This window comes from Streptococcus sp. HMSC072D03 (genome assembly GCF_001812855.1).
GTDB lineage: Bacteria > Bacillota > Bacilli > Lactobacillales > Streptococcaceae > Streptococcus > Streptococcus salivarius_D.
This window is the reverse complement of record NZ_KV810679.1, coordinates 51,263-76,979: the sequence shown is the minus strand read 5'-3', so window position 1 is coordinate 76,979 and position 25,717 is coordinate 51,263. Positions and strand designations below refer to the sequence as shown.

The window sequence follows — 25,717 nt, the reverse complement described above, 5'->3', positions numbered from 1 at the left end:
TCAAAAACGATGTTTGTCTTCATTCTGAAAGAGTTCAATTTGAACTCTTTTTCTGTTTGTTTTTCGAATACAGTATTGAACACAATAAAAAAACTAGCTTAGCTAGTTTTTCTTATAGTCCGTAGTTATAATCATCATCTTGCATGGCTTCAACAGTACCTAGAAGGTAACCATTACCAACTTGAGAGAAGAAGTCGTGGTTAGATGTTCCTGTAGAAATACCATTCATAACGATTGGGTTAACATCGTTCGCACTATCTGGGAAGAGTGGATCTTGTCCCAGGTTCATGAGAGCCTTGTTGGCGTTGTAACGAAGGAAAGTCATAACTTCCTCAGTCCATCCAACACCATCATAAAGAGATTTAGTGTAGAGCTCTTCATTTTCATACAATTGGTAGAGAAGATCATACATCCATTCACGGAAACTTTCTTGCTCTTCTTCAGGCAATTCGTTGAACCCTAGTTGGAATTTATAGCCAATATAAGTTCCGTGAACAGATTCGTCACGGATAATGAGCTTAATGATTTCAGCGACATTAGCCAGCTTGTTATTACCAAGATAATAGAGCGGAGTGAAGAACCCTGAATAGAAAAGGAATGTTTCAAGATATGTTGAAGCAACCTTTTTCTGAAGAGGCGTTCCATTTTCATAGATATCGTTAATGATTTTCGCCTTGGTTTGGAGGTATTCGTTACTGTTAGTCCACTCGAAAATTTCTTCAATTTCAGATTTAGTATTCAAAGTTGAGAAGATTGAAGAGTAAGATTTCGCGTGAACAGATTCCATGAACTGAATGTTGTTCAATACAGCTTCTTCATGAGGTGTACGTACGTCTGCACGAATGGCTTCAACACCAGTTTGAGATTGCATGGTATCTAGCAAGGTTAAACCACCGAAAACTTTTCCAACCAAATCCTTTTCTTCAGCTGAAAGTTTACGCCAGTCATCAAGGTCATTTGAAAGTGGGATACGTGTATCTAGCCAAAATTGTTCGGTCAATTTTTCCCAGGTAGATTTATCAATCGCATCTTCGATTTCATTCCAGTTAATGGCTTTGTAGTAAGTTTCCATTAGAAACCTCTTTCTTTATTGATATCGTTACTATTTTATCATAATTCAAAATCATGATATAGTTTTTTGAGTTGATCTATTAAAAAAGTCGGCGAACCGACCTTTTAATGCATTTTGTAGATAAGACTAGTGAAGTTGTTATCGTTAAATCACCATCTTAGATGACACAGCTTTCACATTGGTTAGAACCAACCTCTTCACCGTCATCTGTATAAGTACGGATGTAGTAGATTGATTTAATTCCCTTGTTAAAGGCGTAGTTACGAAGGATAGAAAGGTCACGAGTCGTTTGTTTATTTTCTGTTTTCCATTCGTAAATTTCTTTTGGTAACTCACTACGCAAGAACAGGGTTAATGACAAACCTTGATCAACGTGTTCAGTCGCAGCGGCATAAACGTCGATAACTTTACGCATGTCCATGTCGTAGGCTGAGGTATAGAAAGGAATTGTGTCTGTTGAAAGACCGTTGGCTGGATAATAGATTTTTCCGATTTTCTTTTCTTGACGTTCTTCAATACGTTGTGTGATTGGATGGATAGAAGCCGAACAGTCGTTAATGTAAGAGATTGAGCCATTTGGCGCAACAGCTAAACGGTTTTGATGGTAGAGTCCATCTTTCTTAACGAGTTCACGGAGTTCTTCCCAATCTTTGGCTTGTGGGATGAAGTGGCCATCGAAAAGTTCTTTGATACGGTCAGATTTAGGAACGTATTGGCCTGTAACGTATTTGTCAAAGTAAGAACCATCAGCATATTTTGATTTTTCAAAACCGACAAAGGTTTCTTGACGTTCACGGGCAATGTTGTTAGATTCAACTAAAGTCCAGTAGTTCATTAGCATGAAGTAGATATTAGTGAATTCAACAGATTCAGGGCTACCATACTCGATATGGTGTTTAGCGAGGTAAGAGTGAAGCCCCATAGCTCCCAAACCAAAGGTATGAGCTTGTTGGTTACCATTTTTGATAGATGGTACAGCATCAATACTTGAGCTATCTGTAACAAAGGTAAGCGCACGTGTCATTGCTCTAATCGAACGACCAAAGTCAGGTGAAGTCATCATGTTAAGGATATTAGTTGATCCAAGGTTACATGAAATGTCTGTACCGAGTTTAACAAACTCTTGTGCATCGTTAAGTTCACTTGGTGTTTGAACTTGAAGAATTTCAGAACAGAGGTTGGACATGATAATCTTACCATCGATTGGATTGTGTCGATTGGCTGTATCAACATTGACGATATATGGATAACCTGATTCTTGTTGGAGTTTAGAAATTTCAGTTTCTAGCTCACGGGCATTAATCTTGGTTTTTGTGATATTTGGATTGGCAACCAACTCATCGTACATAGCTGTAATATCAATGTAGTTATATGGTTTACCGTACTCTTTTTCGACTGAGTAAGGGCTGAAGAGGTACATATCTTCATTATTACGTGCCAACTCGTAGAATTTATCTGGAACTGTAACACCAAGTGACAGTGTCTTAACACGCACCTTCTCATCAGCATTCTCTTTCTTAGTAGAAAGGAAGGCAAGGATGTCTGGGTGGAAAACATCCAAATAAACAACACCAGCACCTTGACGTTGACCAAGTTGATTTGAGTAAGAGAAGCTATCTTCAAAAAGCTTCATAACAGGCACGACACCAGAGGCTGCCCCAGCATATCCTTTGATAGGAGCACCAGCTTCACGAAGGTTAGACAGGCTAATACCTACCCCACCACCAATACGTGATAACTGGAGGGCAGAGTTGATAGAACGTCCGATAGAATTCATGTCATCTGTTACTTGAATAAGGAAACATGACACGAGTTCACCACGACGACTACGTCCAGCATTTAAAAATGAAGGAGTAGCAGGTTGGTAACGTTGGTGAATCATTTCGTTGGCAAGGTCACTAGCTAGGTTTTCATCACCATCAGCAAAGTAAAGGGCGTTGAATAGAACACGATCTTCAATACTTTCGAGGTAAGACTCGCCATCGTTTGTTTTGAGGGCATATTGTTGGTAGAACTTGTAGGCTGCCATGAAAGATTGGAAGCGGAATTTTTGAGAATGAATTTCTGCAGACAATTTTTCGATGAAAGCAGGTTCGTATTTACCGATGAATTCAGACTCAATATAATCGTTCTCAATCAAATAATTAATTTTATCTGTGATGCTGTTGAATGCCATTGAATTTGGCTTAACGTTTTCAAGGAAGAAGGCACGAAGCGCTTCTTTGTCCTTATGCAAAGGAATTTGACCGTTAACAGGACGGTTAATTTCGTTATTGAGGCGGAAGTATGAGACATCGCCAAGATTTTTTAAAGACATAATACAGATACCAGGCTCAGTTTAATAGTATATTAAGGTTGAAACATTAAACTAAGCAAACAAGTTCCTTTCTATATAAAAACTTGATAATTAAAGGATTTCTTTAAGTTTAGCCGGTTGAAAACCTGAAAAGATGATATCGCCGGCTTCAATAACTGGAGCAGCAGTGAAACCGAGGCTTTTAACGTAATCGATTTTTTCTGGCTGTTCATCAATGTTGATTTCTTCGAAATCAGCACCTTCCTTTTCCAAGAATTTTTTAGTCATTTTGCACTGCATGCAGTTGTTTTTAGAAAACAATGTAATCTTTGCCATTGCAAATACTCCTTTATAAAAAGATTTTAAGTGGCCAAGAGCCACTTTTTCGACTCTAATAGAATACCCAAAATATTGGGAAAAATCAAGCTAAATATCTCAAGGAAATACAATATTTTGTGTTTAGTATTGAAACACAACCCTATATCTTGTGTTTTAAAGGCTTTTTTAAGTTTCCTAAATTAAATAGGATTTGTATATGGAAATGACGAAAAAAGAAATATCTAACTATGCATGTTATATAATATAACATCAAAATGCCAATTCTATTTGTTTTTTCAAAAAAAACAGTGTAGAATAAAGAAAATTTTTAACTAATGGAGGTTCAAGTATGCAAGAATACTGTTCAAATCTAACTGTAAATGGTAAGACATTCTCTTTCTATGATCTCGAAAAAGCAGCAAAATCTCATGATGTTAAGGTCGGAGAACTACCTTATACCATTCGAATACTACTTGAAAGTCTCCTCCGAAAAAAAGATGGCGTCGATGTTAAGGAATCTCACATTTCTGACCTGATGAAATTTCCGAATTTTCCGACAGTTTCCGAAGTGCCTTTTAAACCAAGTCGTGTTATCTTACAAGATTTTACAGGAGTTCCTGTTGTTGTTGATTTAGCTTCAATGCGTGATGCTATAGTGGCTAATGGTGGTAAAGCCGAATTTATTAACCCTGAGATTCCAGTGGATTTGGTTATTGACCACTCTGTCCAAGTGGATTCATACGGATGTGATACTGCTCTTGAAGATAACATTAATCTAGAGTTTAAACGTAATAACGAGCGCTATGAATTTCTAAAGTGGGCCGAACAGTCTTTTGAAAATTACCGTGCTGTTCCACCAGCTACAGGGATTATTCATCAGGTTAATATTGAATTTTTGAGTGATGTTATTATTGAAAATGATGGGCTCCTATATCCTGACTCTATGTTTGGTACTGATAGTCATACAACTATGATTAATGGTATTGGCGTTCTTGGTTGGGGTGTTGGCGGTATTGAAGCTGAAGCAGCTATGCTCGGTGAAGCATCTTATTTCCCAATTCCAGAGGTCATTGGTGTACATCTGACGGGAGAGTTGCCTAAAATTGCTACAGCAACAGATTTGGCTCTCAAGATTACTCAGGTACTTCGTTCTGAAAATGTGGTTGGTAAATTTGTTGAGTACTTTGGACCTGGCTTGAAGAGTTTGTCTCTAGCTGACCGTGCTACAGTCGCTAATATGGCACCAGAATATGGAGCGACCTGTGGTTATTTTCCTATTGATGACGAGACTCTTAACTACATGCGTTTAACTAACCGTGATGAGGAACACATCCAAGTCACTGAAGCCTATACAAAAGCCAATCATCTTTTCTATGATCCAAGTAAAGAAGCCAAGTATACTAAGATTGTTGAAATTGATTTGTCATCCATTAAACCTTCTATCTCAGGTCCTAAACGTCCACAGGATTTGATTCTCTTATCAGATGCTAAGCAAGAATTTCAAGATGCAGTGGTACGAGAAGCTGGTGTCCGTGGTTTTGGTTTGGATAAGGAAGAGCTAGCAAAAACTGCAAACGTTGACTTTGAGGATCATTCAGAAACAATTCAAACAGGTCATGTGGCCATTGCAGCTATCACATCATGTACCAATACTTCAAATCCTTACGTTCTTATGGCAGCCGGTCTTTTAGCTAAAAAAGCGGTTGAGAAAGGATTAAAAGTATCTCCAACAGTGAAGACATCTTTGGCACCAGGTTCTAAGGTTGTTACTGGTTATCTCAAAGCTTCAGGCTTGCAAACCTATCTAGATAAGCTTGGCTTTAACTTGGTAGGTTACGGTTGCACAACCTGTATTGGGAACTCAGGAGACTTACGTCCTGAGGTGGCTAAGGCTATTGTAGACACTGATTTATTAGCGAGTGCTGTTTTGTCAGGAAATCGTAATTTTGAAGGGCGTATTAATCCACTTGTTAAAGCGAATTTCTTGGCTAGCCCACCATTGGTTGTTGCTTATGCCTTAGCTGGTAACACGAATATTGATTTGACAACTGAACCTTTAGGTTTTGACGACAATGGTCAAGCTGTTTATTTAGAGGATGTTATGCCATCTCGTGAAGAAATTGAGACTTATGTTGATAAATACGTCACTCGTCAACTTTTCCAAGATGAATATGCTAATGTCTTTTCTGATAGCGAGAAGTGGAATGCCATTCCTACTGAACAAAGTCAAAATTATAAATGGAATCAAAACTCTACCTATATTCAAAACCCACCTTATTTTGATGCTTTAGGAGATGATTTGAGCATTGAACCATTGAAAGATTTGAAGGTTTTGGCTAAATTCGGAGATACGGTAACAACAGACCATATTTCTCCAGCAGGCAATATTGCCAGAAATAGTCCAGCAGCTCGTTATTTGACTGAGAATGGTGTTGATTATCAAGAATTCAATTCTTATGGTAGCCGTCGTGGAAATCACGAAGTCATGATGCGAGGAACCTTTGCTAATATTCGTATCAAGAATGAGTTAGCAGATGGAAAAATTGGTGGATATACTAAATATGATGGTGACATTCTACCTATATACGATGCTGCTATGAAATATAAAGAAGCTAATCAAGATACGCTTGTAATTGCCGGTAAGGATTATGGTATGGGCTCAAGTCGTGACTGGGCGGCTAAAGGTGCTAATCTTCTTGGTGTAAAAGTAGTGCTTGCTGAGAGTTTTGAGCGTATTCACCGTTCAAATCTCGTTATGATGGGGATTTTACCAGTCCAATTTATGGAAGGAGAAAATGCTGAAAGTCTTGGATTGACAGGACATGAGACCTTTAGCTTTGACCTTTCAGAAAATCCAGGTGTCCATGATGTTATCACCGTTACAGCTTCAACACCTGAACAAACCAAAACTTTTAAAGCTTTGGTACGCTTTGATGCAGATGCTGATATTCGCTACTATAAAAATGGTGGTATCTTGCCAATGGTTGTAAGAAAAAAATTGAAGGGAGCCTAATATGACAACAGTTGAAATTAATGGACTTAAGGACATGATTGCCTGTAATACTAGGATTTCATCTATTATTGATGATCATTTATCGTATTCGGGATATGATATTTCCGAGTTTATGGATAATAAAGCGTCTTTTGAGGAAGTGATTTATCTCTTGTGGAATGGTCATCTTCCTACGCAAATGGAACTCAAGTATTTTGAAGCTGAGTTGCGTAAGAACTATGATATTTCTGATGCTGTTGAGCAATGCATTCTTATCCAATCTCGTCCCCATTTGCACCCAATGAGTGTTTTACGTTCAACAGTCTCCCTTCTTGGGGTTTACAATGTGGACGCCGAGGAAAGATCCATGGAGGCAATTTATCAGCAAAGTATTGAATTGATGGCTAAATTGCCTACAATTATTACGACTTTTGCACGCTTACGTACTGGTAAAATGCCCCTCAAACCAAGAGAAGATTTAGGTTTTGCGGCTAATTTTCTCTACATGCTGAATGGTGTTGAACCTTCTGAAATTGAAATTGAAGCTATGAATAAGGCTTTAATTCTTCATGCTGATCATGAGTTGAATGCCTCAACTTTTGCAGCGCGTGTTTGTGCCTCGACTCTGACAGATATCTATTCTTGTGTCACAACAGCTATTGGTGCTCTAAAAGGTCCCTTGCATGGTGGAGCTAATGAACGCGTCTTTGATATGCTTAAAGAAATCCGTGAATCTGGTGATGTTAATGCTTACTTGCAGGAAAAACTTGACTCTAAAGAGAAAATCATGGGATTTGGACACCGTGTATACAAGAAACAGGACCCTCGTGAAATTTTCTTAAGAGATATGGCTAAAAAGTTGACAGAGGGTACTGAGAATGAAGAATTCTTTAACATGTCTCAAGAAATTGAAGAATTCATGAAAGAAAAGAAGGGATTGATTCCCAATGTGGACTTCTATTCAGCCACTGTATATCATACTCTAGGAATTGACAGCGATATCTTCACACTTATCTTTGCTATGAGTCGTGTTGCCGGCTGGATTGCTCATATTCAAGAGCAACAAAAAAATAACAAATTGATTCGTCCACGCTCACAATACATCGGACAAGAAAATATGACGTATATTCCTTTAGAAAAACGCTAGGGAGGAAAGCTATATGGCAGAAAAAATCGTAATGAAAAATGGACAGCTTCAAGTTTCTGATCGTCCAATTATCCCTTTTATTGAAGGCGATGGTGTTGGACATGATATCTGGAAGAATGCCCAAGCAATCTTTGATAAAGCAGTAGAAGTAGCCTATGAAGGAAAGCGTCATATTGAATGGCAAGAGCTTCTAGCCGGTAAGAAGGCTTATGACAAAACAGGTGAATGGTTGCCGAAAGAAACTTTGGAAGCTATTCGAGAAAGTTTAGTAGCTATTAAGGGACCGCTTGAGACGCCAGTAGGTGGTGGTATCCGTTCATTAAATGTAGCATTACGTCAAGAACTTGATCTCTACGCTTGTGTTAGACCTGTTCGTTACTTTGACGGAGTAGCAAGTCCACTTAAGGAACCAGAAAAAACAAATATTACTATCTTCCGTGAAAATACCGAAGATATTTATGCTGGGATTGAATGGGAAGCAGGAACGGCAGATGTCAAGCGCGTGATTGAGTTTCTCCAGACAGAAATGAATGTTAATAAAATTCGCTTCCCAGAGTCAAGTAGTATCGGAATTAAGCCAATTTCAATAGAAGGAAGTAAACGTCTCATTCGCTCTGCTATCGACTATGCTCTCAAGAACAATCTAAAGAAAGTGACATTGGTTCATAAAGGGAATATTCAAAAATTCACAGAAGGTGGCTTCCGTAAATGGGGTTATGAAGTAGCTCAGGAAGACTATAAAGAAGAATTGCTGGCTGGTCGTTTAGAGATTAATGATATAATCGCTGATAACTTTCTCCAACAGATTCTTTTAAATCCAGAAAAATTTGATGTTGTTGCCTTAACCAACTTGAATGGTGATTATGCCAGTGATGCCTTGGCTGCACAAGTTGGTGGTATCGGCATCTCCCCTGGAGCCAACATTAACTATCAAACAGGCCATGCTATTTTTGAAGCAACACATGGAACAGCTCCGGATATTGCAGATCAAGATAAGGCTAATCCTTGCTCAGTTTTATTATCTGGCTGCATGCTTCTAGATTATATTGGTTGGACTGAGGCAGCTCAACTGATTACAAGTGCTATTGAGAAGACATTTAAAGCTGATATCTTTACAGCTGACTTAGCATTTGGGAAACAAGCTTATTCAACGAGTGCCTTTAGCAATCAAATTCTTTCAATTATGTGATTGTTTTTGCTCGAAAATGAAAATTAACGATTGAAAACACCATGAAAGAAATTTTCTGAAAATGTTGTAAATAACTAGAGACTAGTATTTGCTTATGTTTTGAAAAATGAAAATGACCAGTAAAATGAGAGACAAGCTTTCGAAAAACTTGTAGAAAGTACGTTTTAACCTTGATAATCTCAATTAGCTATGTTATAATTCTAAATTGTAAGGGTTATCATTGATAACTCAAATATTCCAAATGAAGAAGGAGAATCCATTATGGCTTCTAAAGATTTCCACATTGTTGCAGAAACAGGTATCCACGCACGTCCAGCTACTTTGCTTGTTCAAACAGCTAGCAAATTTGCTTCAGATATCACTCTTGACTACAAAGGTAAAGCAGTTAACCTTAAATCTATCATGGGTGTTATGAGCCTTGGTGTTGGTCAAGGTGCTGACGTAACTATCTCTGCAGAAGGTGCTGATGCTGATGACGCAATCGTAGCAATCGCAGAAACAATGACAAAAGAAGGATTGGCATAAGAATATGACAGAAATGCTTAAAGGAATCGCAGCATCTGATGGTGTTGCAGTTGCTAAGGCATATCTGCTTGTTCAACCGGACTTGTCATTTGAAACTGTAACAGTTGAAGATACAAGTGCAGAAGAGGCTCGTCTAGATGCTGCTCTAGCGGCGTCACAAGACGAGCTTTCTGTTATCCGTGAAAAAGCAGTTGAAAGCCTTGGTGAAGAAGCGGCAGCCGTTTTTGATGCTCACTTGATGGTTCTTGCTGACCCAGAAATGACTGGTCAAATTAAAGAAACTATCCGTGCTAAACAAGTTAATGCTGAAGCTGCTTTGACAGAAGTAACAGACATGTTTATCGCTATTTTTGAAGGTATGGAAGACAACCCATACATGCAAGAACGTGCAGCGGATATTCGTGACGTTACAAAACGTGTGCTTGCTAACTTGCTTGGTAAAAAATTGCCTAACCCAGCAACAATCAACGAAGAATCAATCGTTGTTGCTCATGACTTGACACCATCTGATACAGCTCAGTTGAACAAAAAGTACGTAAAAGCTTTTGTTACTAATATCGGTGGACGTACAAGTCACTCTGCAATCATGGCTCGTACACTTGAAATCGCAGCCGTTCTTGGTACAAATAACATCACAGAACTTGTCAAAGATGGCGACATTTTGGCGGTTTCAGGTATTACTGGTGAAGTTGTTATCAACCCAACTGAAGAGCAAATTGCTGAGTTTAAAGCAGCTGGTGAAGCTTACGCTAAACAAAAAGCTGAATGGGCTCTCCTTAAAGATGCTCAAACAGTTACTGCTGATGGAAAACATTTCGAATTGGCTGCTAACATCGGTACACCTAAAGACGTTGAAGGTGTAAATGATAACGGTGCAGAAGCAGTTGGTCTTTATCGTACGGAATTCTTGTATATGGATTCTCAAGACTTCCCAACTGAAGATGACCAATATGAAGCATACAAAGCAGTTCTTGAAGGTATGAACGGTAAACCTGTTGTCGTTCGTACAATGGATATCGGTGGGGATAAAGAACTCCCTTACTTCGATCTTCCTAAAGAAATGAACCCATTCTTGGGTTACCGTGCTTTGCGTATTTCTATCTCTGAAACTGGTAACCAAATGTTCCGTACACAATTGCGTGCCTTGCTTCGTGCATCTGTTCACGGTAAATTGCGTATCATGTTCCCAATGGTTGCTTTGTTGACTGAGTTCCGTACTGCTAAAGGTATTCTTGAAGAAGAAAAAGCTAAATTGGTTGCTGAAGGTGTTGCCGTTGCAGACGATATCGAAGTAGGTATCATGATTGAAATCCCTGCTGCAGCTATGCTTGCTGACCAATTTGCTAAAGAAGTTGATTTCTTCTCAATTGGTACAAACGACCTTATCCAATACACTATGGCTGCTGACCGTATGAACGAACAAGTTTCATACCTTTACCAACCATATAACCCATCAATCCTTCGTTTGATTAACAATGTTATCAAAGCGGCTCACGCTGAAGGTAAATGGGCTGGTATGTGTGGTGAAATGGCCGGTGACCAAACTGCTGTTCCACTTCTTGTCGGAATGGGCTTGGATGAGTTCTCAATGTCAGCGACATCTGTTCTTCGTACACGTAGCTTGATGAAGAAACTTGACACAGCTAAAATGGAAGAATATGCTAACCGTGCGCTTACTGAATGTTCAACAATGGAAGAAGTTCTTGAACTTTCAAAAGAATACGTTAACGTAGACTAATCATAAAAAGTGGAGGCCTAGGCTTTCACTTTTTTTATAACTAAACAGAGACAAAATAATTGACTCATTCATTGGTTAGGAGTAGAATACGGCTAACCTAGGTTAATAATTAAAACTATTTTTTGTCAAAATTTTCTGAATAATTCTCGTTTAAATCTTGGATTATTTCTAAAAAAATGATAAAATAGGTCTTATAATAGATAAAAGGAGTTACTATCTTGGCTAAACAATACAAAAACTATGTCAATGGTGAGTGGAAAACATCTGAAAACGAAATTACTATTTACGCACCTGCAAACGGTGAGGAACTTGGATCAGTTCCAGCGATGAGCCAAGCTGAAGTAGACGAAGTCTACGCAGCAGCTAAAGCAGCACTTCCAGCATGGCGTGCACTTTCATATGCTGAACGTGCAGCTTACCTTCATAAAGCAGCAGATATCTTGGAACGTGATGCAGAAAAAATCGGTCAAGTTCTTTCTAAAGAAATCTCTAAAGGTTTGAAATCTGCAATCGGTGAAGTTGTTCGTACTGCTGAAATCATCCACTATGCAGCTGAAGAAGGTTTGCGTTTGGAAGGTGAAGTACTTGAAGGTGGTGCATTTGACGCTGGTAGCAAGAAAAAAATCGCTGTTGTTCGTCGCGAACCAGTAGGTCTTGTCCTTGCTATCTCTCCATTTAACTACCCAGTAAACTTGGCTGGTTCTAAAATTGCTCCTGCCTTGATTGCTGGTGACGTTGTTGCCTTCAAACCACCAACACAAGGTTCTATCTCAGGTCTTCTTTTGGTTGAAGCATTTGTTGAAGCTGGTATCCCTGCAGGTGTCTTGAACTCTATCACAGGTCGTGGTTCTGTTATCGGTGACTACATCGTTGAACACAAAGCAGTTGATTTCATCAACTTCACAGGTTCAACTCCAGTTGGTGAAAATATCGGTCGTTTGGCAGCTATGCGTCCAATCATGCTTGAACTTGGTGGTAAAGATGCCGCTATCGTTCTTGAAGATGCTGATCTTGACTTGACTGCTAAAAACATTGTTGCTGGTGCCTTTGACTATTCAGGTCAACGTTGTACAGCTATCAAACGTGTTCTTGTAATGGATAGTGTTGCAGATGAATTGGTAGAAAAAGTAACTGCTTTGGTAGGTAATATCACTGTTGGTATGCCTGAAGAAAGCGCAAGCGTTACACCACTTATCGATACAAAAGCAGCTGACTTCGTTCAAGGTTTGATTAATGATGCCGTTGAACAAGGTGCTACTGCTAAAACTGAATTGAAACGTGAAGGCAACCTTATCTACCCAGCTGTCTTTGACCATGTAACAACTGACATGCGTCTTGCTTGGGAAGAACCATTTGGTCCAGTATTGCCATTCATCCGTGTATCTTCAGTAGAAGAAGCTATCAAGATTTCTAACGAATCAGAATTCGGACTTCAAGGTGCTGTCTTCACACAAGACTACCCACGTGCATTTGCAATTGCTGAACAACTTGAAGTTGGTACAGTTCACATCAACAACAAAACACAACGTGGTACAGATAACTTCCCATTCCTTGGTGTTAAAGGATCTGGTGCCGGAACTCAAGGTGTGAAATACTCTATCGAAGCTATGACTCGTGTGAAATCAACAGTATTTGATATCGCAAACTACTAAGAGTTTAGCTATTCAATCATTAAAAAGTGTAAAGAGTCCCCATTATAGGGACTCTTTTTCTTTTAAAATATGGTATAATAGAACTAAATTTCGAATATAGAGAGTTTTCTGACAATGAATAAATCTTATTTTTACTTGGTTATGAAGACGCATGAGTTAGAGGTGCCTTACACTGGGAAACTTCGTCGTGTGCGTGTTCTTCTGCCTAAGAACTATGAAACGGATACAGATCGTTCTTACCCTGTCGTGTATTTCCATGATGGTCAGAATGTTCTTTATAGTAAGGAGTCATTTTCTGGCTATTCTTGGAAGATTATCCCAACAATCAAGCGTAATCCTGATATTTCGCGTATGATTGTTGTAGCCATCGATAATGATGGTCCTGGCCGTATGAATGAGTATTCTGCGTGGAAATACCAAGAATCTAATATCCCTGGTGTTCAGTTCGGAGGCAAGGGAGTAGAGTATGCGGAGTTTGTCATGGATGTGGTAAAACCCTTTATTGACAAGGAGTACCGTACCCTCTCAGATCGTCAGCATACAGCTATGATTGGCTCATCTCTTGGTGGTAATATCACTCAGTTTATGGGGCTTGATTATAAGGAGCAGATTGGTTGTCTTGGGGTATTTTCTTCAGCCAACTGGTTGCATCAAGATGCCTTTGATCGTTACATGTCGCGTCAAAAGCTCGATGCAGATCAACGTGTCTACATTTATGTAGGGACTGAGGAAGCTGATGATACTGACAAGACCTTGATGGCTGGTAACATTAAGCAGGCTTATATTGACTCTTCATTGAGCTATTACCATGATTTGATTGCTCGTGGGGTTGATTTGGAAAATATCAAGATTCACATTCAGTCTGGTGCTGAACACAATGAAGAAGCTTGGGCTGAGAATTTACCAGACTGTCTTCGCTTTTTCGCTGAAAAGTGGGACTAGTCTATATTAACGCAAATTATTTTAATTTAGGAAAAGGTATATAAATATGAATATCGAACATCTTAGCCACTGGAGTGGTCAACTTAATCGTGAAATGTATGTTAACCGTTATGGGCACGCTGGTATCCCTGTTGTGGTTTTTGCTTCATCAGGTGGTAGCCATAACGAATACTATGACTTCGGTATGATTGATGCTTGTGCACGTTTTATCGAAGAAGGGCGCGTACAATTCTTTACGCTGTCAAGTGTGGACAGTGAAAGCTGGCTTTGTGATTGGAAAAATCCACACGATCGTGCTGAAATGCATCGTGCTTATGAACGTTATGTTATTGAAGAAGCTATTCCATTTATCAAACACAAAACTGGTTGGTTTGATCCAATGATGACAACAGGATGTTCAATGGGTGCTTACCATGCGCTTAATTTCTTCTTGCAACATCCTGATGTTTTCAATAAAGTAGTAGCTCTTAGTGGTGTCTACGATGCTCGTTTCTTTGTGGGTGAGTTTGGAGGGGATGAAGCTATTTACCAAAATTCCCCATCAGATTATATCTGGAACCAAAATGATGGTTGGTTTATCGACCGCTACCGTCAAGCTGAAATCATCGTATGTACAGGTCTTGGTGCTTGGGAACAAGATGGTCTTCCTTCTTACTATAAACTTAAGGAAGCCTTTGAACAAAAGAATATTCCAGCCTGGTTCTCTGAGTGGGGCCATGATGTCGCTCACGATTGGGAATGGTGGCGTAAACAAATGCCTTATTTCCTTGACAATATGAACCTATAATTTCTTTGTCTATCCTATCTAAATAACTATAAAAGAGGAATCACTAATGAATTATCTTGTTATTTCACCATACTATCCACAAAACTTCCAACAGTTTACAGTTGAACTTGCTAATAAGGGAATCACTGTTCTTGGTATTGGTCAAGAGCCTTATGAACAGTTAGATCAACCTTTGAAAGATGCTTTGACAGAGTACTTCCGTGTAGATAATCTGGAAAACTTGGATGAAGTTAAGCGTGCCGTAGCCTTTCTTTTCTACAAACATGGTCCAATCGATCGTATCGAATCTCATAATGAATACTGGTTGGAATTGGATGCTGCTCTTCGTGAACAGTTCAATGTTTTTGGTGCTAAGCCAGAAGACCTTAAGAAGACTAAATTCAAGTCTGAAATGAAGAAACTCTTCCAAAAAGCTGGTGTTCCAGTTGTGCCAGGTGCTGTCATTAAAACTGACGAAGATGTGGATAAAGCTGTGAAAGAAATCGGTCTTCCAATGATTGCTAAGCCAGATAATGGGGTTGGTGCAGCTGCAACCTTCAAACTTGAAACAGAAGATGATATCAATCATTTCAAGGCTGAGTGGGACCATGAAACAGTTTATTTCTTTGAAAAATTTGTAACTTCAAGTGAAATCTGTACTTTCGATGGTTTGATTGACCATGATGGTAATATTGTTTTCTCAACAACTTTCGATTATGCCCACACTCCACTTGACTTGATGATTTACAAGATGGATAATTCTTACTACGTTCTTAAGGATATGGATCCTAAGTTACGTAAGTATGGTGAGGCAATTGTCAAAGAATTTGGTATGAAGGAACGTTTCTTCCATATTGAGTTCTTCCGTGATGGTGACGATTATATTGCTATTGAATATAATAACCGTCCAGCAGGTGGTTTCACAATCGACGTCTATAACTATGCTCATTCGTTTGATTTGTACAAGGGCTATGCGGATATCGTTGCTGGCGAACCATTCCCAGCTTCTCAGTTTGAGCCACTTTACTGTTTGGCTACTTCACGTCGTGTAAGCTCACACTATGCTTACTCAGAAGAAGAACTTTTTGATAAGTATCGTGAACAACTTAAAGTTAAGAAAATCATGCCTGCAGCCTTTGCAGAGTTGCAAGGTGACTTCCTTTATATGTTGACAACTCCAAGTCGTGAGGAAATGGAACAAATGATTGAGGACTTTGGTAAAAAAGCCTAATCTGTATATGTTAAAAGCACTTCAGTTTACTCTGAAGTGCTTTTGTAATGGCTTATTTTTCGTGAAGCTCTTGGTTTTTAAGAACCAGTTCTGATACTTTAGCGAATTTTTTAAGTTTTTTGAGGTCTTCTGGATGAGTTACCAAGCTAATGACGCTACCTTCATTTCCCATACGGCCGGTACGACCTGCACGGTGAGTGTAGGCTTCACGGTCTCGAGGAATATCGAAGTTGATGACCACTTCCAGATTTTCAATATCGATGCCTCGTGCCAAGAGGTCAGTACCTAGTAAGAGTGAAATCTCATGGTTCTTGAATTTTTCTAAGATAACCTTACGGAATTTGACGTTGATGTCACTAGCCAATGATACTGCTGAAGCTCCGTTAAATTGGAGGCGCTCTTCAGTAGCCCCAAGGTCAGAAAGACTGTTGAAAAAGACAAGGCCACGGAAATCAGGAATATTGGAGAACTTACGAAGAAGTTCGACACGGTTACGTTTATCAACACTGATATAATAATGTTTAATAGTATCTAATTCCTGATCAGATAAGTCATAAACGATAGTATTTTCGACAAGAACTTGATCGTCAATTTTGTTGGTTGCCGAAATATAGATCATTTGATGATCACGAGGAACATGGTGGCTGATTTTTGTCACAAAGTGGTATTGGCTATCACTGAGAAGCTCATCAAATTCATCGAGGACGATGGTGTTGACATTCATCATCTTGATTTTTTTGAGTTTAATCAGCTCAAAAACACGGCCAGGGGTTCCGATGAGAATTTCTGGTCCTTTCTTCAGGCGTTCAATTTGTCGTTTTTGACTAGAGCCAGAAAGGAAGAGTTGGGCAGTGAGTCCTAGTGGCTCAGCCCATTGTTTGGTTACATCAAAAATCTGTCCAGCAAGTTCAGAATTAGGTGCTAGGATAAGCAGTTGTTGAGCTTTTTTTGGCTTGAGTGAAAGAAGAAGTGGAAGAAGGTAGGCAAGGGTTTTACCTGTTCCTGTAGGACTGATACCTAGGACATTGTCTCCTTCAGTGATTGGTGCAAAGAGTTCTTTTTGAATGGCAGTCTCTGTAGTGATTCCTTTTTCTTTAAGGAGGTCTTGCCATTGTTCAGGAAAGTTTTTAAACATAAAAGTCTCATTTTCTATATGGATTTGCTTTTATTATATCATGATTTAGTGTAGAATAGATAAGAAAGACTATATTAGATAGGAATTTACCATGCCTAAAAAACCGATTATTATTGGGGTTACGGGTGGCTCTGGTGGCGGTAAGACCAGTGTTTCTCGTGCCATTCTATCAAATTTTCCAGATGAGAAAATTGCCATGATTGAGCATGATTCTTATTATAAGGATCAGTCACATTTGACTTTTGAAGAGCGTGTGTCAACGAACTACGACCATCCTTTTGCCTTTGATACAGATCTTATGATTGAACATATCAATGAGCTGATTGCTGGGCGTCCTGTAGATATTCCGATTTATGACTACACCCAACACACTCGCAGTGAAAAGACTTATCGTCAGGAACCACAGGATGTCTTCATTGTTGAAGGGATTTTGGTACTTGAGGATAAACGTTTGCGTGATTTGATGGATATCAAGCTTTTTGTAGATACTGATGATGACATTCGTATTATCCGTCGTATCAAGCGTGATATGGAAGAGCGTGGCCGTAGCTTGGATAGTATCATTGAGCAATATATCAGTGTGGTTAAACCTATGTACCACCAGTTTATCGAACCTACGAAACGCTACGCAGATGTGGTGATTCCTGAAGGTGTCACAAATACTGTTGCTATCGACTTGATTAATACTAAGGTAGCAAGCATTTTGAAAGAAAGTCAGAAAGCCTAAGCAGGAGCTTGGCTTTTTTGGTATAATTGAAACGTTATGATTATTTTACAAGGAAACAAGATTGAGCGCTCTTTCTCAGGAGATGTGCTCTTTGATAATATTAATATTCAGGTAGATGAACGTGATCGTATTGCCCTGGTTGGCCGTAACGGTGCTGGGAAATCAACCTTATTGAAAATCTTGGTTGGAGAGGAAGCGCCGACGAGTGGTGAAATCAATACAAAACGTGATTTGAATTTGTCTTACTTGGCTCAGGATAGTCGCTTTGAGTCTAGCAATACCATCTATGCAGAAATGTTAAATGTCTTTGCAGACTTACGTGCAGATGAAAAACGTCTTCGTGACATGGAAATGAAGATGGCCGAGTTGACTGGGGCAGAATTGGACAAGTTAATGACTGACTACGATCGCCTTTCCGAGGATTTCAGACAGCGTGGTGGTTTTACCTATGAATCTGATATCAGAGCTATTCTCAATGGTTTTAAGTTTGATGAAAGCATGTGGGAGATGCCCATTTCCGATCTTTCTGGAGGGCAAAACACGCGCCTGGCTTTGGCGAAAATGCTGCTTGAGAAGCCTGAGCTCTTGGTACTGGACGAACCGACCAACCACTTGGATATCGAGACCATTGCCTGGTTGGAAAATTACTTGGTCAATTATCAGGGAGCTCTAATCATTGTCAGTCACGACCGTTATTTTTTGGACAAGGTGGCGACAGTAACCCTGGATTTGACCAAACATAGTTTAGATCGTTATGTCGGAAACTATTCAAAATTCATGGATCTCAAGGCTGAAAAATTGGCTACTGAAGCAAAGAACTTCGAAAAGCAACAAAAGGAAATTGCTAAGCTGGAGGACTTTGTTAATCGTAATATTGTCCGTGCCTCTACAACTAAACGTGCTCAAGCCCGTCGTAAACAGCTAGAGAAAATGGAACGTCTGGATAAGCCAACAGAAGGTCAAAAGTCAGCTAATATGACTTTCCATGCGGATAAGGTCTCTGGGAATGTGGTCTTGACTGTGAGGGATGCTGCCATTGGTTATGACGATGAGATTCTCTCAGAGCCGATTTCCCTGGATGTTAAGAAGATGGATGCCATTGCTATTGTGGGACCTAATGGTATAGGGAAAACAACCTTTATCAAGTCGGTAGTAGGTAAGCTGCCATTTATCAAGGGAACATCAACTTATGGTGCCAATGTTGAAGTGGGTTACTATGACCAAACCCAATCTGCCTTGACACCGTCCAACACTGTTCTTGATGAGTTGTGGAATGATTTTGCGACAACTCCTGAAGTTGAGATTCGTAACCGTCTGGGAGCCTTTCTCTTCTCAGGAGATGATGTCAAAAAGTCGGTTTCTATGCTTTCGGGTGGTGAGAAGGCTCGCCTGCTCCTAGCTAAATTATCAATGGAAAACAACAATTTCCTCATCCTAGATGAGCCGACCAACCACTTGGACATTGATAGTAAGGAAGTCTTGGAAAATGCCCTCATTGACTTTGATGGAACGCTTCTTTTTGTCAGCCACGACCGTTACTTTATCAACCGAGTGGCAACCAAAGTGATGGAAATTTCTGAGGATGGAGCAACCATTTATCTTGGAGACTACGATTACTACCTTGAGAAGAAGGCGGAGCTTGAAGAGTTAGCACGTCTTGAGGCAGAGGAAAATCAAGTATCAGAGGAAGTCCAAGTGGCTTCAGCGGGTGCTAGTGATTATCAAGCTCAAAAAGCCAATCAAAAAGAGATGCGTAAACTAAGTCGACGCATTGAGCAAATTGAAAATGAGCTAGAGACAATTGAGGAACGCTTGGAGGAAATTTCTGCTGCCATGCTTGAAACAAATGAAGTGGTGGAATTGTCTGACTTGCAGAAAGAGCTGGATGACTTATCAGTTTCTCAAGAAGCTCTGATGGAAGAGTGGAGTGATTTATCAGAACAATTGGAAGGTTAAGGGATGATGAGAACCTTTTCATGTTTTGAGTTGTGAAAGGCTTACATGTTGGTATAATAGTCTTAGTATATAAAAGGAGACTAACTTTATGAACAAAGTAAAGAAAAAGTGTATCGTAACACAACATCTTTCAACATGATGGCATGGGGATCATTTGCCTTCTTCGTAATCTTGATGTTGGTAGGCCTCTATACCCTTAAAGAGCTTTTGATGGTTAAGGGTTACTACCTCATGGGATGTGTAGGATTGATTTCATCATCATTTACAGTATCTAAGGTTGTCCGTGATAACCAAGAAGATGAAGAAAACTATAACAAACTCATCGCTCAACAAACTTTCGAACAATAAGAAGAGAAGCCTGAAAAGGCTTTTTCTTTTTGCAGAAAATGCACAAATATTCTGACTCTTTCCTAGTGGAAGTGTTATAATGGAGTGAAGAGGGTTAGATGATTTTGGAATGAGTAAGTCCAATTCATCAGCCTCAATGCCTTATAAGACTAATTATCGTATAAGAATGCGTTAGTGAAAAGGTAGGTAATATTATGGAATTCAAAGTGAAAGATGGTCAAATCATCTATTATCGTGATCTCGGTAAAGGCTTTCCAATTGTTTTTTTGCATGGCAATAATTTGTCAGGAAATTACTTTGGTAAGCAAGGAATTCTGTATCGAGACTATCGTTTAATTTTCATTGATAGTCGTAATCACGGCAGGTCCAGTCGTCAAAGTGTTAAGATGACCTTTGAACAGATGGCTGCCGATTTGGAGGAAATTTTGCAATATTTGAATATCAAGAAGGCCTTATTTGTCGGTCATAGTGACGGTGCCAATTTGGCTATGGTTTATGCTAGTCGTTATCCTGACCGGATTGCAGGGCTCTTGCTTAATGCGGGAAATATGACCTTTAATGGGTTGACGAGACGCTCAAGATTCGCGGTCTATATACAATATCTTTGCTTAAAAGCCTTGTCACCATTTTCATCTAAAATGGATATCATGGCTCAGGTAACGGGGCTTATGCTTCATGACTTGCCACTAGATAGGGAACGTCTACATCAGGCTGCCTATCCTGTTTGGGTAGTTATGGGGCAAAGGGATGTTATCAGTATCAGGCATTCTAGGGAGATTTCGGAACTCTTTCCAATTCATAAGCTTTATGTCCAACGTCGAGAAGGGCATCGTCTAGCTCAACGTAAATATAAGATTTTCAATCAAATGATTCGTGAGCTTGTGAGAATTAGTCGAAAAGAGGTGGTGGCATGAAGCGTCTTTTAGAGAGACTTCAACCTTTAAAAGCGGCCGTTAAATCTATCTTCTTTATCTCGATTACGGTTCTTGTCGTCATAGAATTGGTTCGCCTCAAACGGACCATCACTTTAGAGTCACTTGAGTCAGCTCTGGGCGGTTTGTCTATTTGGCATCTTGTTTTGATGGCTATCATCGGACTAGTCGCTGTCTCCCCTATGCTCTTTTATGACATTATACTGAATAAGGAGCTAGAAACGGATTATTCCAAATCCTATATCTTAGAAACTAGTTGGGCTGTTAACACCATTAATAATTTAGCTGGTTTTGCTGGTTTGGTCGATGTGGGTCTGAGATATTCCTTTTATTCTGAGGATGGGCAGGAAAAGACGGGTGTTAAGGCACTTTCTCGTTTATTGCCTTACTTTATGTCGGGCCTATCCCTTTTAAGTGGTTTGGTATTCGCTGTCTTTTGGTTCTTCCCTCTAAGTCCAGATTTAAGAAAGTATTGGTTACTGTTATTGGGGATTTTCCTTTATCTGCCTTTTATTTTCTTTGTTTCTAGTCGTGAAAAATTAGCCTATTTTGGTCAAGTACCATTGAAAACGAGGCTAAGTCTTCTTTTAGCTTCGACAGCTGAATGGGGAACGGCCCTTGGAAGCTTTGTAAGTGTAGCTTATTTAATGGGCTTGCATGTTCCTCTTTATAATTTGATTCCTCTTTATTTCCTAGCAGTTATTATTGGTATCTTCTCTATGATTCCGGGTGGGATTGGTAGTTTCGATTTGATTGTGATTACCGGTCTGACCTCTATGGGGGTTAGCAATGCTCTAGCGGTTAGTCTGCTCTTGCTCTTTCGTTTAACCTACTACATTATTCCTTTCTTGTTAGGTGTTGTCTTCTTTTTCAAACACATGGGAGGGCGTATCAACGAGAAATACTTCAAACTTTCTTCACGAGTATTTGGTGGAAGTCTCCACCGCTTTCTTGTGTATTTGCTACGTTTTTCAGGGATTTTCTTGATTTTGTCAGCCTTAATCCCAGAACGCTTGGCAAATGTCTACTTTATTAGCCGTTTTAATCCTATTCAGGAACAGTTGATTTGGCAATTCCCAAGTATCCTATTTGGAACTCTATTCATTTTCATGGCTCGGCTCATCAGGCGTCGGGTTAAGGGAGCTTTCATTACTTCCTTAATAACCTTTGTCTTGACCTTGATTTATGTCAATCTCAATGGTATTTCTTGGGCCATGTCTTTCCTAATTGTACTCTCTTTGGTGCTTATGTTGATCATCAGAAAGAGGTTGTATCATCGTTACTTTGTTTATAGTTGGGAAGACAAAACAAAGGATTTCCTTTTCCTAGCCTTTACTATTCTGGTTCTTCTTGTTCTGGGTGGCAGCGGTTTTTGGTCTCATTTATTGCCACCTAAGAACCGGGATGTTCTTGGACATTTTGTTCATATTTGGTTTGATATTTTACTGGCATCAGTTATCATTGCAACTATTGTTTGGGGAGTCTTGAGAATTTTGGCACCCCGCAGGACTTTTGGTCAAAGTATGGATGATGAGCGCTTCACAGCTCTCCTTGAGAAATATGGGGGTGCATCAGAAAGTGCCTTGGCTTATTTACATGATAAACGCCTCTTTTGGTATCGTGTCGATGGACAAGACCAGGTAGTTTTCCAATTTGCACAAACCAGCAATAAGTGTGTGGTTATGGGAAATCCAATTGGTAATGAAAATTATTATCGTCCAGCTTGGGAATCTTTCTTGAAGACACTATCAGATTGGAATTTACAAGCCTTGTTTTATGAGGCAGACGAGAGTATTACCCTGATGCTTCATGATTATGGCTTTGATTTTATGAAATTTGGGGAAAACGCCATGGTTGATTTGACGACATTCTCTGTCGATGGTAAGCATGGTAAGAAGTTCCGTAAACCAACCAATCGTGTCGAAAAAGCAGGTTTCCAGTTTAAGTTACTTGATCCTCCATTTTCAGAGACTCAGATGCAAGAAATGAAGGCTGTCTCAGATATTTGGCTTAACGGTCGTAAGGAGAAGGGGTTCTCTCTTGGTTTCTTTGATGAAGCTTATCTGCAGCAGGCACCGATTGCTATTGTTGAGAGTGAGGATGGAGAAATTGTAGCCTTTGCTAATATCATGCCAACCAAAAACAAACGGGTGGCGACGATAGACCTTATGCGTTATGATTTTGAAAAGGCACCTGAAGGTATTATGGATTACCTCTTTGTCAAACTCTTCCAGTATTTCCAAGCAGAAGGAAAGCAATACTTTGATATGGGGATGGCTCCACTCGCGAATGTGGGTACTGAAGAAGATAGTTTCTTGGAAGAGAAGGTTGCCAATTTGGTCTATGTCTTTGCGCAGCGTTTTTACTCTTTTAGTGGGCTCCAACGTTATAAGGAGAAGTTTTCTCCAATATGGTCTCCAAAATACATTGTTTATCCTAAACGAACTTGGCTCTTGTTTGATATGATTGCCATTTTAAGGATTGATAATCGTAAAATTGAAGACAGATTGAAGAAAAGACGTCTTTGGAAATAGATATAAAAAATAGCGAAACCCCAGGGTTTCGCTATTTTGCTATGTTCTAAAATTATTTCTCAAATTCTGCTTTTGATTTAGTATCTGCGTATTCTTCAGCAATCTCACTTGAGAGAATGTCATCGTAACTTGGCAATTCAATGTCTTGGCCATATTTGTTACGAAGGGCAGTTGTAACCAAACGGTAGGCAAGGTTGGCGTTACGAGAAAGAATTGGTCCATGGAAGTAGCTACCATAAACATTTTTATAGTGGACACCCTCAGTACCATCTTCCTTGTTATTACCATTACCGTAGACCACTTTGCCAAGTGGTTTTTCATCATCAGAAAGGAAGGTACGCCCTTGGTGATTTTCAAAACCATAGTAAGTTTCATCAAACTCTTCGTTATGGATTTTGATATCACCAATGTAACGGTTATTTTCTTGATTAAGGGTGTAGTGACCCATGACGCCGATACCATCAATACGGACACCGTTAGCCTGGATGTAATATTGTCCAAGAAGTTGGAAACCACCACAGATGGCTAGGATTACTTTATTATCTTGGATGAATTGACCAATGGCATCACGTTTAGAGGGGAGATCTTTGGCAACGATAGATTGTTCGTAGTCTTGACCACCTCCAAAGAAGACCATGTCGTAGTGGTCCTTGTCGAAGTCATCACCAACTGAAACGATGTCGAAGGTCATCTTAGCACCAAGTTTTTCACCCACATATTTGATCATAAGGACATTACCGTTGTCACCGTAGGTATTGAGCAGATTACCATAAAGGTGGGCAACATTTAGGTCATAGGTGTAGTCACGATTTTCTGGAGATTTGAGTGAAGTATAGGTCATTAGTTCATCTCCTTTCCGACAGCATGACGTTGAGCAAGAATATCACGGAATTCAAGCATGGCAGTATAGGTCGCCAAGATATAGGCATGATCGCAATCTTGTTTTTCAATCAAGGCCATAATATCTTCAAGTTTTTCTGCTTGCGTAATCTTATCCTCTGGATAGCCAGTCACACGAAGGCGGCGGGCAATTTCAGAATGGCGTACACCACCAGCATTAATCTCAGGGATATCCATTTCGAGAATACTTTCAAAGTTGGCATCCCAAATCCAGCTGGTGTCAATGCCATCAGCATAGTTAGCATTAAGTAGGACTGACAAGCTAAATGGATAATCGGCAAGTTTAATCATGTCAAGAGCTTGGCTGGCTCCTACGGGATTCTTAATTAGTACGAGGGTACATGATTTGTCACCAATCTTAAAGGTTTCTTGGCGTCCAAAGACAGCACGACTCTTATCAAAACCAGCTTTGATTTGCTCTGGAGCCACTCCGAAGAATTCAGCGACAGAAACAGCAGCAAGGGCATTGTAGATGTTATAAAGACCACCGACATTAATCTTGTAATCTTGTCCATCAATGACAAATTCAGAAGTAGTGTTGGTGATTTTAGTCAACTCTGTCAGCTTATAATCTAATTCTGGACGGTGGAAGTCGCAGTTAAGGCACACATAGTCTCCCAAGTTAGCGTAAGTATTAAGGCGATACTGAAGAATACTCTCACATTTAGGGCAGACAATACCTTCAGTATTATAATGAGCCAGCTCTGGATCATGTTTTTCAGTGTCAAAACCGTAGAAACGCACGGGATTGACTACCTCTTTAGAATTGAAAAGAGGACTGTCTCCATTAGCCAAAATAGTAGCCTCAGGCGCCTTAGCAGCACCATCTAAAATCATCTGATAAGTGGTATAGATTTCACCATAGCGGTCCATTTGGTCACGGAAAATATTTGTGAAAACAAAAAGACTTGGAGTGATGTATTCAGTGATTTTTGGAAGGCTGGCCTCGTCAATTTCCAAGACAGCAATTTTCTTACCAGACTTGGCTTTTTTAGCTGTTAGGAAAGTAGAAGTGATCCCTGTGATCATGTTGGCCCCACTAGGATTGGTCACAATCTCACCAAAAGCTTCTTTAAGAATACCTACTGTCAAAGCTGTTGTCAGAGTCTTACCGTTGGTTCCAGTGACAACGACAATCTCGTAGTTCTTGGCTAAAGTGTCTAAAATATCTTTGTCAAATTTAAGGGCAATTTTTCCAGGCAGGGTTGAACCACGTCCCAATTTTGAAAGGACGAAATGGCTAGCTTTACCCGCCAGAATTCCCATGGTAGTTTTCATAGTCATGAATTTATTTTATCACAAAAAGTAGTGATTGTA

General features: G+C 39.6%; 20 protein-coding genes. 14 read left to right on the top strand and 6 right to left on the bottom strand.

The features are described from left to right. Positions 1–112: 112 nt before the first annotated feature. From nrdF to nrdH, 3 genes are all read right to left on the bottom strand, one after another. Complete coding sequence (gene nrdF / locus HMPREF2877_RS07215; RefSeq protein ID WP_014633295.1) at positions 113–1,072, bottom strand: class 1b ribonucleoside-diphosphate reductase subunit beta; 960 nt, start codon at positions 1,070–1,072, stop codon at positions 113–115. 157 nt (positions 1,073–1,229) lie between these two features. Further along, on the bottom strand, positions 1,230–3,389 hold the full coding sequence (gene nrdE, locus HMPREF2877_RS07210) for a class 1b ribonucleoside-diphosphate reductase subunit alpha (protein ID WP_013990782.1): 2,160 nt from the start codon (positions 3,387–3,389) through the stop codon (positions 1,230–1,232). Between the two features lie 90 nt (positions 3,390–3,479). Next, a complete protein-coding gene (gene nrdH, locus HMPREF2877_RS07205; RefSeq protein ID WP_045768879.1) occupies positions 3,480–3,704 on the bottom strand; it encodes a glutaredoxin-like protein NrdH in 225 nt (74 codons plus the stop codon). 331 nt (positions 3,705–4,035) lie between these two features. On the opposite strand from nrdH, the gene acnA reads away from it, so the two are divergent. From acnA to HMPREF2877_RS07160, 9 genes are all read left to right on the top strand, one after another. Then, on the top strand, positions 4,036–6,699 hold the full coding sequence (acnA, locus tag HMPREF2877_RS07200; RefSeq protein ID WP_004182713.1) for an aconitate hydratase AcnA: 2,664 nt from the start codon (positions 4,036–4,038) through the stop codon (positions 6,697–6,699). Between the two features lies 1 nt (position 6,700). Next, positions 6,701–7,825: a citrate synthase gene (locus HMPREF2877_RS07195; protein ID WP_002884029.1), complete on the top strand. Its 1,125-nt coding sequence runs from the start codon at positions 6,701–6,703 to the stop codon at positions 7,823–7,825. A 13-nt stretch (positions 7,826–7,838) separates the two neighbouring features. After that, a complete protein-coding gene (icd, locus tag HMPREF2877_RS07190; protein ID WP_045768878.1) occupies positions 7,839–9,014 on the top strand; it encodes an NADP-dependent isocitrate dehydrogenase in 1,176 nt (391 codons plus the stop codon). A 261-nt stretch (positions 9,015–9,275) separates the two neighbouring features. Continuing rightward, a complete protein-coding gene (locus HMPREF2877_RS07185) occupies positions 9,276–9,539 on the top strand; it encodes a phosphocarrier protein HPr (RefSeq protein WP_045772118.1) in 264 nt (87 codons plus the stop codon). A 4-nt stretch (positions 9,540–9,543) separates the two neighbouring features. Then, positions 9,544–11,277: a phosphoenolpyruvate--protein phosphotransferase gene (ptsP, locus tag HMPREF2877_RS07180; protein ID WP_002884022.1), complete on the top strand. Its 1,734-nt coding sequence runs from the start codon at positions 9,544–9,546 to the stop codon at positions 11,275–11,277. A 218-nt stretch (positions 11,278–11,495) separates the two neighbouring features. Beyond that, complete coding sequence (locus tag HMPREF2877_RS07175; RefSeq protein ID WP_045768877.1) at positions 11,496–12,929, top strand: NADP-dependent glyceraldehyde-3-phosphate dehydrogenase; 1,434 nt, start codon at positions 11,496–11,498, stop codon at positions 12,927–12,929. A gap of 114 nt (positions 12,930–13,043) precedes the next feature. Further along, positions 13,044–13,871 (top strand): alpha/beta hydrolase, encoded by an 828-nt coding sequence (locus tag HMPREF2877_RS07170; protein WP_002884105.1) that lies wholly within the window; start codon positions 13,044–13,046, stop codon positions 13,869–13,871. A 46-nt stretch (positions 13,872–13,917) separates the two neighbouring features. After that, positions 13,918–14,658, top strand: a complete 741-nt coding sequence (locus tag HMPREF2877_RS07165; RefSeq protein ID WP_002884014.1) for an esterase family protein — start codon at positions 13,918–13,920, stop codon at positions 14,656–14,658. A 46-nt stretch (positions 14,659–14,704) separates the two neighbouring features. Continuing rightward, entirely contained in the window at positions 14,705–15,868 is a 1,164-nt protein-coding gene (locus HMPREF2877_RS07160; protein WP_014633290.1) for an ATP-grasp domain-containing protein, read from the top strand. A 52-nt stretch (positions 15,869–15,920) separates the two neighbouring features. Here the strand turns inward: HMPREF2877_RS07160 and HMPREF2877_RS07155 are convergent, their stop codons facing one another. Then, complete coding sequence (locus HMPREF2877_RS07155) at positions 15,921–17,003, bottom strand: DEAD/DEAH box helicase (RefSeq protein ID WP_014633289.1); 1,083 nt, start codon at positions 17,001–17,003, stop codon at positions 15,921–15,923. Between the two features lie 91 nt (positions 17,004–17,094). Between HMPREF2877_RS07155 and udk the strand changes: the two genes are divergently transcribed. The 5 genes from udk (at position 17,095) to mprF (ending at position 23,500) form a co-directional block, all read left to right on the top strand. Continuing rightward, on the top strand, positions 17,095–17,730 hold the full coding sequence (udk, locus tag HMPREF2877_RS07150; RefSeq protein ID WP_002890688.1) for a uridine kinase: 636 nt from the start codon (positions 17,095–17,097) through the stop codon (positions 17,728–17,730). Between the two features lie 36 nt (positions 17,731–17,766). Beyond that, positions 17,767–19,686, top strand: a complete 1,920-nt coding sequence (locus HMPREF2877_RS07145; protein WP_014633287.1) for an ABC-F family ATP-binding cassette domain-containing protein — start codon at positions 17,767–17,769, stop codon at positions 19,684–19,686. Positions 19,687–19,821: 135 nt separating this feature from the next. Beyond that, entirely contained in the window at positions 19,822–20,034 is a 213-nt protein-coding gene (locus tag HMPREF2877_RS07140; protein WP_014633286.1) for a YiaA/YiaB family inner membrane protein, read from the top strand. A 194-nt stretch (positions 20,035–20,228) separates the two neighbouring features. Next, positions 20,229–20,948: an alpha/beta fold hydrolase gene (locus tag HMPREF2877_RS07135; RefSeq protein WP_013990774.1), complete on the top strand. Its 720-nt coding sequence runs from the start codon at positions 20,229–20,231 to the stop codon at positions 20,946–20,948. After that, complete coding sequence (mprF, locus tag HMPREF2877_RS07130) at positions 20,945–23,500, top strand: bifunctional lysylphosphatidylglycerol flippase/synthetase MprF (RefSeq protein ID WP_014633285.1); 2,556 nt, start codon at positions 20,945–20,947, stop codon at positions 23,498–23,500. The genes HMPREF2877_RS07135 and mprF overlap by 4 nt, the downstream gene beginning before the upstream one ends. A 52-nt stretch (positions 23,501–23,552) precedes the next feature. Here the strand turns inward: mprF and gatD are convergent, their stop codons facing one another. Both gatD and murT read right to left on the bottom strand, forming a co-directional pair. Then, positions 23,553–24,341 carry a lipid II isoglutaminyl synthase subunit GatD gene (gene gatD / locus HMPREF2877_RS07125; protein ID WP_004182704.1) on the bottom strand — a complete coding sequence of 263 codons (789 nt, stop codon included), beginning with the start codon at positions 24,339–24,341 and terminating at the stop codon, positions 23,553–23,555. After that, positions 24,341–25,684 (bottom strand): lipid II isoglutaminyl synthase subunit MurT, encoded by a 1,344-nt coding sequence (gene murT, locus HMPREF2877_RS07120; protein ID WP_070579417.1) that lies wholly within the window; start codon positions 25,682–25,684, stop codon positions 24,341–24,343. The genes gatD and murT overlap by 1 nt, the downstream gene beginning before the upstream one ends. Between the last annotated feature and the right edge of the window lie 33 nt (positions 25,685–25,717).